The sequence below is a fragment of the Cognatishimia sp. WU-CL00825 genome (genome assembly GCF_040364665.1).
Classification (GTDB): domain Bacteria; phylum Pseudomonadota; class Alphaproteobacteria; order Rhodobacterales; family Rhodobacteraceae; genus Cognatishimia.
The window spans coordinates 2,132,106-2,144,494 of record NZ_BAABWX010000001.1; the positions used below are offsets into that span (position 1 = coordinate 2,132,106).

A 12,389-nucleotide genomic window follows, 5' to 3' on the forward strand; every position below is an offset into this window, starting at 1 on the left:
CCTATTCCTCAACCTCCGCATCCAGGAGTTCCATATTCAGGCCAAGACCACGGACTTCTTTCACCAGAACGTTGAACGATTCTGGGATGCCTGCCTCGTAGTTGTCTTCGCCTTTAACGATGCTTTCATAGACTTTTGTCCGGCCAGCCACGTCATCGGATTTCACAGTCAGCATTTCCTGCAGGGTGTAGGCTGCGCCATAGGCTTCCAGAGCCCAGACTTCCATTTCCCCAAAGCGCTGACCACCAAACTGTGCTTTACCGCCCAATGGCTGCTGGGTAACCAGCGAGTATGGACCAGTAGAACGCGCGTGGATTTTGTCATCCACAAGGTGGTGCAGTTTCAGCAGGTATTTGACACCAACGGTGACAGGACGTGCGAATTGCTCGCCTGTGCGGCCATCAAACAAGATGGACTGACCGCTTGTGTCAAAGCCAGCACGTGTCAGAGCTTCGTTGACGTCAAGTTCCTTGGCACCATCAAAGACCGGTGTCGCAATCGGCACACCGCGTGTCACGTTGCCCGCGGCTTCAACCAGTTGCTTTTCGTCCATGCCAACGATGCCTTCGGCGTAAACTTCTGGACCATAAGCATGTTCCATAGCTTCACGCACCGGAGTCAAATCGCCTGTACGACGGTAGTCTTGCAGAGCATCGTCAATTTTGATGCCCAGACCGCGTGCGGCCCAACCCATATGGGTTTCAAGGATCTGACCAACGTTCATCCGTGACGGAACACCCAGCGGGTTCAGACAGAAATCAACCGGTGTACCGTCTTCGAGGAATGGCATGTCTTCCATAGGTACAACCTTGGAAATAACACCTTTGTTCCCGTGACGACCCGCCATCTTATCACCCGGCTGCAGCTTACGCTTCACCGCGATAAAGACTTTGACCATCTTCATGACGCCCGGTGGCAGATCATCGCCGCGACGGACTTTTTCGACTTTATCCTCAAAGCGGGCATCAAGCGCGCGTTTCTGGATTTCGTACTGTTCGTGCAGGGCTTCTACGATCTGTGCATCTTGCTCGTCTTCCAGAGCCAGCTGCCACCATTGACCGCGTGTCAGCATAGACAGCAGATCTTCGGTGATTTCAGAGTTCGGACGCACGCCTTTGGGGCCTTTGACCGCAACTTTTCCGATGATCATATCGCGCAGACGTGCATAGATGTTGCGATCCAAGATCGCCAGCTCGTCGTCACGGTCACGTGCCAATGCTTCGACTTCTTCACGCTCGATCTGCAGCGCACGTTCGTCTTTTTCAACGCCGTGGCGGTTGAAAACACGAACCTCGACAACAGTCCCGAAGTCACCTGGCTTTACGCGCAGCGATGTATCGCGCACGTCAGAGGCTTTCTCACCAAAGATGGCGCGCAGAAGTTTTTCTTCTGGTGTCATCGGGCTTTCGCCTTTTGGTGTGATTTTGCCGACCAGAATGTCACCCGGTTCAACGTCCGCACCGATGTAAACGATGCCCGCCTCGTCGAGGTTACGCAGCGCTTCTTCACCAACGTTTGGAATGTCGCGTGTGATTTCTTCTGGGCCAAGCTTTGTATCACGTGCGGCGACTTCGAATTCTTCGATATGCACCGAAGTAAAGACGTCATCACGCGCGATGCGCTCGGAGATCAGAATGGAGTCTTCGTAGTTGTAGCCGTTCCAAGGCATAAACGCGACGATCACGTTTTTACCCAAGGACAATTCACCGATATCAGTGGATGGACCGTCCGCCAGAACTTCGCCTTTGCCGACTGTGTCGCCCACTTTGACCAACGGACGCTGGTTGATACAGGTGTTTTGGTTGGACCTTTGGAATTTGCGCAGACGATAGATGTCAACGCCAGCATCGCCCAGTTCCAGATCATGCGTCGCGCGCACAACGATACGCTGCGCATCAACTTGGTCGATGATACCTGCGCGTTTCGCCATGATCGCCGCACCAGAGTCACGGGCCACAACTTCTTCGATACCTGTGCCAACAAGCGGTGCTTCGGCGCGCAGCAGCGGAACTGCCTGACGCATCATGTTCGAACCCATCAGGGCCCGGTTCGCATCGTCGTTTTCGAGGAACGGAATAAGCGAAGCCGCAACCGATACCAACTGTTTTGGGCTAACGTCGATCAGGTCAACATTGGCAACAGACGCCATTGTATAGTCGCCCGCCTGACGGGTGTTGACCATTTCATTGACAAATCTGCCGTCGTCATCAAGCGAAGCGTTGGCCTGTGCCACAGTGTGGCGCATTTCTTCGGTCGCTGACATATATTGAACTTCGTCGGTCACCTGACCTTCGATCACCTTGCGATAAGGTGTTTCAATAAAGCCGTATTTGTTGACGCGGGCAAAAGTGGCCAGCGAGTTGATCAAACCAATGTTCGGACCTTCAGGCGTTTCAATTGGACACATCCGACCATAGTGGGTCGGGTGAACGTCGCGAACTTCAAAGCCCGCACGTTCGCGTGTCAGACCACCTGGCCCAAGCGCTGAGAGGCGACGCTTGTGCGTCACTTCGGACAGCGGGTTGGTTTGGTCCATGAATTGCGACAGCTGCGAAGAGCCAAAGAATTCACGAACGGCAGCCGCCGCTGGTTTTGCGTTGATCAGATCCTGTGGCATCACAGTGTCGATTTCGACAGAGGACATACGCTCTTTGATCGCGCGCTCCATGCGCAGCAGACCAACGCGGTATTGGTTTTCCATCAGCTCGCCAACAGAACGCACACGACGGTTGCCCAAGTGGTCAATATCGTCGATGTCACCTTTGCCGTCACGCAGCTCTACCAGAGCTTTGATGCAGGAAATGATGTCTTCTTTGCGCAAAGTCCGCTGGGTGTCGTCAGCGTCCAAAGCCAAACGCATGTTCATTTTCACACGGCCAACCGCGGAAAGATCATAACGCTCTGAGTCAAAGAACAACGTGTCAAACAGGTTTGACGCCGCTTCAACGGTGGGTGGCTCACCCGGACGCATCACACGGTAGATATCCATAAGTGCTGTGTCGCGACCCATGTTTTTATCTGCCGCCATTGTGTTGCGGATGTATGGACCAACATTGATGTTATCGATGTCCAGAACCGGTAGATCGAAAATACCCGCTTCCAGCAATTCTGAAACGGTGCCGCCAATGATGTCGCCATCTTTGTCGTATTCAACCGTCAACTCATCGCCGGCTTCGACATAGATCGCGCCGGTTTCTTCGTTGATGATGTCACAAGAAACAAACTTGCCATAGATTTGGTCATGCGGCACCAGCAGCTCAGTAACCTGAGCTTCTTCGATCAATTTCTTGACCGCACGTGGTGTCACTTTTTTGCCTGCTTCAGCGATCACTTCGCCAGTTGCGGCATCCACCAGATCAAAGGCAGGACGCGTGCCACGAACCCGCTCTGGGAAGAACTTGGTGACCCAACCTTTGCCCTTCTCGAGACGATAGTTCACTGTATCGTAGTAAGCGTTACAGATGCCTTCCTGGTCCAGACCCAGCGCATACAGCAGGGTGGTGACAGGCAGCTTCCGACGGCGGTCAATACGCGCGAATACGATGTCTTTGGCGTCGAATTCGAAATCCAGCCAAGAGCCACGGTATGGGATAATGCGGCAAGCAAACAGCAATTTACCCGAAGAGTGGGTTTTGCCTTTGTCGTGATCAAAGAACACGCCAGGCGAACGGTGCATCTGGGAAACGATCACACGCTCGGTGCCGTTCACAACAAATGTGCCGTTGGGTGTCATCAAAGGCATATCGCCCATGAACACGTCTTGTTCTTTGATGTCCTTAACGGATTTCGCGCCAGTATCTTCGTCGATATCAAACACGATCAAACGCAATGTGACTTTCAGCGGTGCGCTGTAGGTCATGTCGCGTTGCATACATTCTTCTACGTCGTATTTAGGCTTTTCCAGCTCGTATCCAACAAACTCCAGAATGGACGTTTCGTTGAAATCCTTAATCGGGAAAACCGATTGGAACACGCCTTTGATGCCTTCGCCGTCCAGCGGCTGAGGCGAATCTCCGGAGCGGAGGAAAAGATCATACGAGGATTTCTGAACCTCAATAAGGTTCGGCATTTCCAGGACTTCGCGGATTTTACCGAAGTACTTGCGCAAGCGTTTTTGGCCTAGGAAGGTCTGAGCCATGTGCAATGACACCTTTCAATTTCTCAACGGATGAGTATGCCGTCGGGCCCCGGCACCTCGCCCTTTCGAGACAGACGATGGATCAATTCCCGGCCCTGTCCCACCAGAGGCCTCCCGATCCGTAACCTCGTCTTAGAAAAGCTCTTACAACAAAGAGCCTTTCTAAGACAGGTTAAGCAGGGTACGGAAATCCGCACCCTGCTCACTAATCACTCCGGGCAAAACCCGGAAAAGATTACTTAAGCTCGACTTCTGCGCCAGCTGCTTCCAGCTTGGCTTTGATGTCTTCTGCTTCTGCTTTGTCGACGCCTTCTTTGACAGCTTTGCCGCCAGCTTCAACAAGCTCTTTTGCTTCTTTGAGGCCCAGGCCAGTGATGCCGCGGACTTCTTTGATGACGTTGATTTTCTTAGGGCCAGCGGCTTTCAGAATAACGTCAAATTCAGTTTTTTCCTCAGCAGCTTCACCTGCGTCAGCTGCACCAGCAACGACGACGGCGCCACCAGCAGCTGGCTCGATGCCATACTCGTCTTTGAGGATTGTTTTCAGTTCTTGTGCTTCCAGCAGGGTCAAACCCACGATGCTTTCTGCGAGTGCTTTCAGATCAGCCATTTTAGACTCTTTCCGTTATAAGATGTGTGTTCCAACGTTCAGCAATCAACCAAACGCGGTTCTCAACAAGTTGCTTACGCAGCTTCTGCCTTATCCTCGATGGTAGACAGAATGCCCGCGATGTTCGAAGCAGGTGCGCCAATTGCGCCAGCGATATTGGAAGCAGGTGCGCCAAGCATACCAGCGATAGTAGCAATAAGCTCTTCGCGGGATGGCATTTTGGACACTGCTGTAACGCCAGCACGATCAAGAGCGTTCTCACCCATTGCACCACCAAGGATCTCGAAGTTCGAGTTATCTTTGGCGAAGTCTTCAGCCACTTTGGCCGCAGCCACAGGGTCTTCAGAATAGGTTAGAACGGTCATACCCGTCAGGAATTCACCGATGCTTGCGCAAGGCTTTCCGTCGAGGGCGATTTTGGCGAGCCTGTTTTTGGCAACGCGAACTGCAGCACCTTGATCGCGCGCGGAGGCACGAAGGGTCTGCATGTCAGCAACTGTAAGACCCGCGTAGTGGGAAACCACTACAACGCCAGAGCTTTCAAAGATCTGGCCGAGTTCGTCGACCAATTTCTCTTTTTGTGCTCTATCCACAGTTTTTCTCCAAATTTGGAAGGCTTGCGCCCTCCGGCTCATATTTGCTGAGTAAAACCCAGCGTTCAGGTCCGAATTACGGGGCTGAACCAAAACCACCCGAGGAATATCCCGGTTAATCTGGTCTTTCCCGTCTCAGGCAAGAAATTAAGAAGGAAACCTTCACTCACCGTCTTGGACGAAATACAAAACAGCGCACGAAGAATCGCACGCTGGTTCGTACAGGATCATTTAGTTTGGAAACCCGCACAGTGCAAGGGGGAACCTGCGACATTCGTCGCCTGCTCTGTTTTCCGCCTATGTGGTATTTACCTGTATAGCATATTTTCTGGACGAGATCAAAACCCCCGGCCTTCAGTGGTCGCGCTCATGCACAAAAAACAACACTATCGCCGTCAATCCGAACTGAAACACCAGATAAAGACTCTCCATACCCAGAAACAGCATCGCATTCGGCACATTTTGCTTGGCCATAAGCGCGAGCACATGCAACGACCAGTGAAATAGACCAATCAGCAGCACAAACCGGGCTACTTTTTTGGCCCCCGAGGTGCCGGGCTGATAATGCGGATAGAGCAAAGCAATCATCGCGCCCTGAATGAAGATCGTCAGAAACCCAAGTGGGATATTTGGCTCTCCATCAAAGTAACCAAACCTAAGATAGAGCGGCTCAAACAAAGTCAGGTGCCAAATAAAGGCCAGCGGAAAGACGATCACCGCATAGCCTAATGTTGTCGCAATAGCGGCACGCATCAGTTTGCACCGCCACGTTTCCAAAGCGCCAAAACCGCACCCCCCGGATCACGCACAAAACTCGCGCGGCCCGCTGGGCCCTCCATATCTTCAACAACAATCTGCGCCCCGGCAGCTTGGGCTTTTGCAACCGCGGCCTGAAGATCATCAACTTCGACATAGGGCACCCACCCTGACACCTCGAGCATCGCATCGCAGGTTGCCGCAAAAGGCATCTGCTGATCCGGGTTGGTTAGAAATGTCATGGCATCGGTCGGCGCATCACTCAGATCAAACATGTCTTTTAGAAAATCTGTGGTTTTGGCGCGCGCGGGACCAATGTTGTCAAACCATACAAAGGGAGAATGCATGTGTAATTCCTCTTTCATTTTGCAAGTGGATTTATCGGTAGGCGATTCACTTGCATATTGCAAGATAAATTCACGACCCTATATTGTTGTTATGAACGCCAAGCCCCCTAACCCCCCCCCGTCAAAATCAGGCCGCAAGCCGCCCTGGACAGGCTGCCCCACGCGGTATGTGGCGGGCATTATTGGGGACAAATGGTGCTTTGTTCTGCTGCGCGACATCCTGTTGCATGGCAAACGATTTTACAGTGAATTTCTGGCCTCGCCTGAGGGGATCTCGACCAATATTCTGGCCGATCGCCTTGCCAAACTGGAAGACGCAGGCATGTTGCAGCGGGAAACCGACCCACGTAAAGGCAGCAGGGTCTGCTATTTCCCCACCCAAAAATCCCGCGCATTATTGCCCGCATTCTTAGGCATGATGGTCTGGTCAACGCAATTTGACACAGAAACCGAAGCACCTGACAGTTTTGCCAGCGCGTTTCTGGATGACCCGACGGCCACGGTCAAATGGTATGAGGCGGAAATTGAGCGTGTAGATGCCGAGATCAGACAGGGCTGAGGTCATAGGCACCCAACAAAAAAGGCGCCCACCGAAGTGCGCGCCTTTCTAATTCTAAACTGAGCGAGGCTTACTCGGCAGCAGCATTGTCTACGCTGATGGTGACGCCTGGGCCCATAGTAGAGCTGAGCGAGACCTTCTTGACGTAGGCACCTTTTGCACCGGCTGGGCGGGCTTTTTGCAGCGCTCCCATAAAGGCGCGGACGTTTTCAACCAGCTTGGCTTCGTCAAAAGAGGCTTTGCCAACACCGGCGTGTACAACGCCTGCTTTTTCAGCTTTGAACTGAACTTCGCCGCCTTTTGCTGCTTCGACGGCCGCTTTCACGTCCATAGTCACAGTGCCAACTTTTGGGTTTGGCATCAGGTTGCGTGGGCCAAGTACTTTACCCAGACGACCTACAACAGGCATCATGTCAGGTGTCGCGATGCAACGATCAAAGTCGATCTTGCCGCCCTGAACAGTTTCCATCAGGTCTTCTGCACCAACGATGTCTGCGCCAGCCGCTTGAGCTTCTTCAGCTTTCGGGCCGCGCGCAAAGACTGCAACGCGTACGTTTTTGCCTGTGCCGTTTGGCAGGCCAACAACGCCGCGGACCATTTGGTCGGCGTGGCGCGGGTCAACACCCAAGCAAACTGCGATTTCAACGGTTTCGTCGAATTTTGCGCCAGCGTTGGATTTCACCAATGCAACCGCTTCTTCAACTGTCAGGTCTGCTTGACCTGCGAATGCTTCACGCGCTGCGCGTGTACGTTTACCAAGATTTGCCATCTTACTTCACCTCGATGCCCATAGAACGTGCAGAGCCAATGATGATTTGCATTGCTGCTTCAACGTCGTTGGCAGTCAAATCTTTCATCTTAGCTTCGGCGATTTCGCGAACCTGCTTCACAGAAACCGTACCAACGGTCTCGCGACCAGGAGTTTCCGCGCCACGTGGACGGTTACGCTTGCCAACTGGCTTAAGACCAGCGGCTTTCTTCAGGTAATAAGACGCAGGTGGCGTCTTGATGTCCATGGTGAAGGACTTGTCCTGGTAATATGTGATCACGGTTGGGCAAGGCGCGCCGGACTCAAGTTCCTGAGTCTTGGCGTTGAACGCTTTACAGAATTCCATGATGTTAATACCGCGTTGACCCAGAGCAGGGCCGACAGGCGGGGATGGGTTGGCTGCACCTGCAGGGATCTGCAGTTTCATTGTGCCAGCGAGCTTTTTAGCCATGAGAGGCTCTCCTATTACAACACCCCGCAGACGCGTCTTTGGGGCAACGAGTTGTGTGGTTGGGTTTGATCATCGCGATGACCGCGCCTCCCACATGGAATCACCGAAAAATCGGCTTAGACGCGCGGCATACAATGGGTTTGGGGGGTTTGCAAGGGTGGTGCTGTTGTTTGGGTCAGAGGCTGGTTTGCGTCCAATTCTACAGAATGCTATTTTGTAGCGAATGTCGGCTTTATGCTGTGTCCGGTGGGAACTTTTGTTGTTCTACACCCAAGTCAAACGCACTTTGTCCTGCTCAACTGCTGCAAGAACTTGCCTATTGTCGGTCTCGAATTTGAATAGAAACGTTGGTGGAGAGTGCAGACCCACTCCAAATTGTTTTTCTCGGGTTTCTATCTTGTCGAGTTTTGCGATTGTTTCGAACGCTGCTTTCGCCTTGTCCGGCTCATCAAAAAACATGACTTCTTCGTCAACCCAAGTGTATGCGAGCAATCTGACGTCTGAGCTTTTGGTAAGCTCAAAGACTTTGTCTAGCGCAAGCAACGCAGCGCCATTAGCATCGGTATATCCTTGCCTTGGAATGCAGGACAAAAGGCCGACAGCCATACGCTTCCACGCTAAAGCAGACTTCTCAATGCGGTCTCCGTAAAAGAAAGCCGCTGCAATCGCAGAAAATGGCACAAGGCTGTTCAAGACTTCATACGCGACCGTTGGCCAATCCGCACCAGCTCCAAAGTCGGCCTCGTAAGCCGACGAGTAGCGATCGCGATCGAAGTCGCGCAACTTAAGCCCAACCGTGTCTTCGAACAGCTCTGAGTCGTAATCCAGGGCAGTGTCAAAAACCGTGATCGAGTTTTCAGGAAAAATAGCCTTGCCATATCTGTCTTTGATCATCCCTGCAGGATTACTCAAAGCGGTCGTTCGCGCAAGGTTGATTGACAGCAGCTCTGTCCGCTCTGCCGACATTGGATCACATTCCCAACCACAAAAAAAGCCGCCCCAAAAGGCGGCTCTTTCAAAATCTCGGGTCTCTTTAAGCGAAGCCTCAGACCTGCTTGGACACCTGGGTGAATTCCAATTCGACCGGGGTTTCGCGGCCAAAGATCGACACGGTTACTTTCAGGCGCTGGTTATCATCATCGACGCTGTCGACCATGCCGTCAAAGCCTTCGAACGGACCGTCGTTGACCTGAACCTTTTCGCCGATTTCAAAGGAAATAAGCGTACGCGGTGCTTCTTCGCCCTCGGCCACACGGCCAAGAATCGCTGCCACTTCGGCGTCGCGCATCGGCATTGGGCGTCCTTGTGGACCCAAGAAACCTGTGACGCGGTTGATCGAACTGATCAGGTGATAACCCTGGTCGCTCATTTCCATGCGCACCAAGACATAGCCGGGCATAAAGCGACGCTCTGCGGTGACTTTTTTACCGCGGCGCACTTCGATGACTTCTTCCGTCGGCACCAGCACTTCTTCGATCTGATCGTCTAGGCCGCTCTCTTCGGCGGACTGGCGGATCTGTTCGGCGATCTTCTTCTCAAAATTTGAGAGGACGCTTACAGAGTACCAACGCTTTGCCATATGACCGTTCTTTCTCGTCCGTTCGGCACAGTGCCGAAAATTCTTAATGTTTTGAGGTTTTACCCCTGCTTCCGCAACAAAATCGGCGCGCAACTCGAATCGAAGCGCGCCATGTTTGAAAGTAGGTCGTCACCTACCGGGGAAGCCGGGAAATTTCAAGCGCTTTGTCGTGTGGCGACTTAGCCAAACATCGACAGCACACCTTCAAGGCCGCTGCGGATGATCACGTCAACCAAGGCGAAAAACACAGCAGTCAAGGCAGCCATGATGAACACCATGACGGTGGTCAAAAGCACCTCGCGACGGGTCGGCCAAACGACCTTGGAGATTTCGGCGCGGGTCTGTTGAATAAACTGAGCTGGGTTGGTGCGGGCCATGATGCAACTTCTTTGATGAGATCAATGGCTGACATACGCCGCAAAGCTGCTGAATTCAAGTGGGCGATTACAGAGAGCGTGACGAAACATAGGGATAGGCCCGTGCTTCGGCAGCCAATTGTGCCATGCGCACAACATAGGCGTTTTCAGCGTCGGTCACGGCAGTTTGGCTTTGCCAGACCGGGAGATGGATTTTTTCACCCACTCCTTTTGGCAAACGATCCAACCAGCGCTGGACCCGCTCTGTCAGCAGCAAGACCTTAAGGCGCATGGTTTCCGCAGCCTGCGGATTGCGGCGCGCGCGCCATTGCCAGATTGCTTGACCTGCCCGCGCCAACCGCGCGCGACCGGCAACCAATAGAACCAGGGCGATCAGCAGCGCAACATAGGCGGCAAGCGTGGGCAAAAACCATGGCTCTAGAATAATAGCCGCGATGATAACGACAATTGCCAAGCGACGCGGCGTGACCAATGGCCCTTTGGGGCGCTGTGCGGTGATCTTGCGCAACAGATTTTCCTCGGCCTGCAAATGGGCAGCGGCGTCTTCTCTGACGATTTCCCGGATCATCTGAAGGGTTTCAGGGCTTAACATATAGTCAGGCTGTGCTTCTGATGCGCCGGTATGGATTTCACTCTTAAACATGGCTGATACCTCCGAACCGGTTAATTGTGGCGCGGATGCGGCGGCCTGGCAAATCAGAGCGTCTTATTTGACTTAATGCCGGCCCATTCATGGCAGAAATGGGTCATTGTCCAACAGACGGAAACAAAAACCGCAAAATAAAACCATTATATTTGGCGCATCTTTTAAAGCTGTCACCAGAATGGCGTTACCGCTGAGCTGACCGATGTTTCGGTGACACAGCTTCTAGGGCATCCAAATCCGAGCCACAGATTTCAGCTTCGTGCGCCAGAATATGGTCAATGGGCCAATCCCACCAGGCAATGCTTTGTATGCGCCTGGCGTCATCTGTTGAAAGCCGCTGCCGCACGGGCCGCGCCGGATTGCCAGCCACTATAGTATAGGGGCTGACCACGCCGCTCACCACGGCACCTGCCCCAATGATCGCCCCATCGCCTATCTGTGCGCCGGGCAGGATCATGGCACCGGTGCCGAACCAGACATCATGGCCAACAATTGTGTCAGGCCCGGGCGCGGGTAAACTGGCGCGCCCTTCCCATCCGCCACCAAAAACCAAAAAAGGGAAGCTCGACAGACCATCAGAACGATGATTGGCTGAGGCCGTGATAAACTGCACCCCATGGGCGATTTGGCAGAATTTACCGATCACCAGTTTTTCCGGAGAAAAGTCGTAAAGATAGGGGGCCAGTCGAAATGCAACGTCGGCGGCGCTTTCCAGCGGCTGATGCGCAGACATATAGGTATAGTCACCCACGCAGATGCGTGGATGGTCGAGAATGGCGTTCAAAAAGACCGTGCCCCTGTGGGACGAGCCGTCTTGGAGATGAATGGGGTGTGTGGTGGTGGGATGTGGAAAGGGCATAACAAAGCTCCGAGCTGAAAATAGATGGAATTCAGGCCTGTGCTTTAATCATTGTCCTATCTCCGGCTTTGAAAATGGCAGGGGCACCAGGGTTCGAACCCGGGACCTACGGTTTTGGAGACCGTCGCTCTACCAGCTGAGCTATACCCCTACGGTGCGGCATGAATTACGAGAGACTCAGCCAGACTGCAAGACAAAAACGACTCTGGTGTTGAAAGAATACTCACAAAACGCTCACGCCAACGCACCGCAATTCGCGAGATGCGCTCGTTTTCGTGAAGCACCTGAAACAAAGGCACAAAAAAAGTACTGCACGTTTTTGTGACAAGGTTGCTGCCATTTTTTTTCTTGTTGATTTCTCGCGAAATTCTCGCGCGATCACACGCCCAAAATTTTGCTGGAACCCTTGTTTTATTGGCGCGCACCTAACCCCTGCAGCAATGCACAGCACCCTGTTCCCTGCATCCTCGCTTCAAGGCAGAAAAGCGTGATTTGCTGTGTGCGTTTTCGTGAATTCAAACTTCCGAACCGCATCCCTAATTTGGTTGGTGTCAGCAGGACAGCTGGCAAACGAAATTAAAACCAACCGCCGCCGAGACATCTTGGCCCCATAAAAAAGGATACCTAAAATGAAACGTATTATCGCAACTTCCGCCGCCGCTCTTGTTGTTCTGACCGGTGCCGCATCCGCAATGACCTCTGCTT

The 12,389-nt window shown here is 52.9% G+C and carries 14 protein-coding genes and 1 tRNA gene; 1 reads left to right on the forward strand and 14 read right to left on the reverse strand.

Annotated elements, in window-relative coordinates:
• Position 1 precedes the first annotated feature (1 nt).
• The 5 genes from rpoB to ABXG94_RS10580 form a co-directional block, all read right to left on the reverse strand.
• Positions 2–4,138: a DNA-directed RNA polymerase subunit beta gene (rpoB, locus tag ABXG94_RS10560; protein WP_353533957.1), complete on the reverse strand. Its 4,137-nt coding sequence runs from the start codon at positions 4,136–4,138 to the stop codon at positions 2–4.
• 235 nt (positions 4,139–4,373) lie between these two features.
• A complete protein-coding gene (gene rplL, locus ABXG94_RS10565; RefSeq protein WP_353533958.1) occupies positions 4,374–4,748 on the reverse strand; it encodes a 50S ribosomal protein L7/L12 in 375 nt (124 codons plus the stop codon).
• A 74-nt stretch (positions 4,749–4,822) separates the two neighbouring features.
• Positions 4,823–5,341 carry a 50S ribosomal protein L10 gene (gene rplJ, locus ABXG94_RS10570; protein WP_353533959.1) on the reverse strand — a complete coding sequence of 173 codons (519 nt, stop codon included), beginning with the start codon at positions 5,339–5,341 and terminating at the stop codon, positions 4,823–4,825.
• 354 nt (positions 5,342–5,695) lie between these two features.
• Complete coding sequence (locus ABXG94_RS10575; protein ID WP_353533960.1) at positions 5,696–6,094, reverse strand: hypothetical protein; 399 nt, start codon at positions 6,092–6,094, stop codon at positions 5,696–5,698.
• Positions 6,094–6,444 carry a VOC family protein gene (locus ABXG94_RS10580; RefSeq protein WP_353533961.1) on the reverse strand — a complete coding sequence of 117 codons (351 nt, stop codon included), beginning with the start codon at positions 6,442–6,444 and terminating at the stop codon, positions 6,094–6,096. The genes ABXG94_RS10575 and ABXG94_RS10580 overlap by 1 nt, the downstream gene beginning before the upstream one ends.
• Here ABXG94_RS10580 and ABXG94_RS10585 point away from each other — a divergent pair.
• On the forward strand, positions 6,443–7,003 hold the full coding sequence (locus tag ABXG94_RS10585) for a winged helix-turn-helix transcriptional regulator (protein WP_353533962.1): 561 nt from the start codon (positions 6,443–6,445) through the stop codon (positions 7,001–7,003). The genes ABXG94_RS10580 and ABXG94_RS10585 overlap by 2 nt on opposite strands.
• A 70-nt stretch (positions 7,004–7,073) precedes the next feature.
• Here ABXG94_RS10585 and rplA read toward each other — a convergent pair whose 3' ends face one another.
• The 9 genes from rplA to ABXG94_RS10630 all read right to left on the reverse strand — a co-directional run.
• On the reverse strand, positions 7,074–7,772 hold the full coding sequence (rplA, locus tag ABXG94_RS10590) for a 50S ribosomal protein L1 (protein ID WP_353533963.1): 699 nt from the start codon (positions 7,770–7,772) through the stop codon (positions 7,074–7,076).
• 1 nt (position 7,773) lies between these two features.
• On the reverse strand, positions 7,774–8,223 hold the full coding sequence (gene rplK, locus ABXG94_RS10595; RefSeq protein WP_353533964.1) for a 50S ribosomal protein L11: 450 nt from the start codon (positions 8,221–8,223) through the stop codon (positions 7,774–7,776).
• Between the two features lie 264 nt (positions 8,224–8,487).
• Positions 8,488–9,189 carry a hypothetical protein gene (locus ABXG94_RS10600; protein WP_353533965.1) on the reverse strand — a complete coding sequence of 234 codons (702 nt, stop codon included), beginning with the start codon at positions 9,187–9,189 and terminating at the stop codon, positions 8,488–8,490.
• Between the two features lie 79 nt (positions 9,190–9,268).
• A complete protein-coding gene (gene nusG, locus ABXG94_RS10605; protein WP_353533966.1) occupies positions 9,269–9,802 on the reverse strand; it encodes a transcription termination/antitermination protein NusG in 534 nt (177 codons plus the stop codon).
• Between the two features lie 179 nt (positions 9,803–9,981).
• Complete coding sequence (secE, locus tag ABXG94_RS10610; protein WP_353533967.1) at positions 9,982–10,179, reverse strand: preprotein translocase subunit SecE; 198 nt, start codon at positions 10,177–10,179, stop codon at positions 9,982–9,984.
• A gap of 67 nt (positions 10,180–10,246) precedes the next feature.
• Entirely contained in the window at positions 10,247–10,822 is a 576-nt protein-coding gene (locus ABXG94_RS10615; protein ID WP_353533968.1) for a hypothetical protein, read from the reverse strand.
• A 187-nt stretch (positions 10,823–11,009) separates the two neighbouring features.
• A complete protein-coding gene (locus ABXG94_RS10620) occupies positions 11,010–11,684 on the reverse strand; it encodes a CatB-related O-acetyltransferase (protein WP_353533969.1) in 675 nt (224 codons plus the stop codon).
• A 75-nt stretch (positions 11,685–11,759) separates the two neighbouring features.
• A tRNA-Trp gene (locus ABXG94_RS10625) sits at positions 11,760–11,835 on the reverse strand.
• Between the two features lie 321 nt (positions 11,836–12,156).
• A partial coding sequence (locus tag ABXG94_RS10630) for a hypothetical protein (RefSeq protein WP_353533970.1) occupies positions 12,157–12,389 on the reverse strand: 233 nt, incomplete at its 5' end.

Coding starts and splice junctions, on each gene's coding strand:
- rplA (WP_353533963.1), bottom strand. CDS start 7,772: ATGGCAAATCTTGGTAAACGTACACGCGCAGCGCGTGAAGCATTCGCA.
- ABXG94_RS10575 (WP_353533960.1), bottom strand. CDS start 6,094: ATGCGTGCCGCTATTGCGACAACATTAGGCTATGCGGTGATCGTCTTT.
- rpoB (WP_353533957.1), bottom strand. CDS start 4,138: ATGGCTCAGACCTTCCTAGGCCAAAAACGCTTGCGCAAGTACTTCGGT.
- rplL (WP_353533958.1), bottom strand. CDS start 4,748: ATGGCTGATCTGAAAGCACTCGCAGAAAGCATCGTGGGTTTGACCCTG.
- ABXG94_RS10585 (WP_353533962.1), top strand. CDS start 6,443: ATGTGTAATTCCTCTTTCATTTTGCAAGTGGATTTATCGGTAGGCGAT.
- rplK (WP_353533964.1), bottom strand. CDS start 8,223: ATGGCTAAAAAGCTCGCTGGCACAATGAAACTGCAGATCCCTGCAGGT.
- ABXG94_RS10580 (WP_353533961.1), bottom strand. CDS start 6,444: ATGCATTCTCCCTTTGTATGGTTTGACAACATTGGTCCCGCGCGCGCC.
- secE (WP_353533967.1), bottom strand. CDS start 10,179: ATGGCCCGCACCAACCCAGCTCAGTTTATTCAACAGACCCGCGCCGAA.
- ABXG94_RS10600 (WP_353533965.1), bottom strand. CDS start 9,189: ATGTCGGCAGAGCGGACAGAGCTGCTGTCAATCAACCTTGCGCGAACG.
- ABXG94_RS10620 (WP_353533969.1), bottom strand. CDS start 11,684: ATGCCCTTTCCACATCCCACCACCACACACCCCATTCATCTCCAAGAC.
- ABXG94_RS10615 (WP_353533968.1), bottom strand. CDS start 10,822: ATGTTTAAGAGTGAAATCCATACCGGCGCATCAGAAGCACAGCCTGAC.
- nusG (WP_353533966.1), bottom strand. CDS start 9,802: ATGGCAAAGCGTTGGTACTCTGTAAGCGTCCTCTCAAATTTTGAGAAG.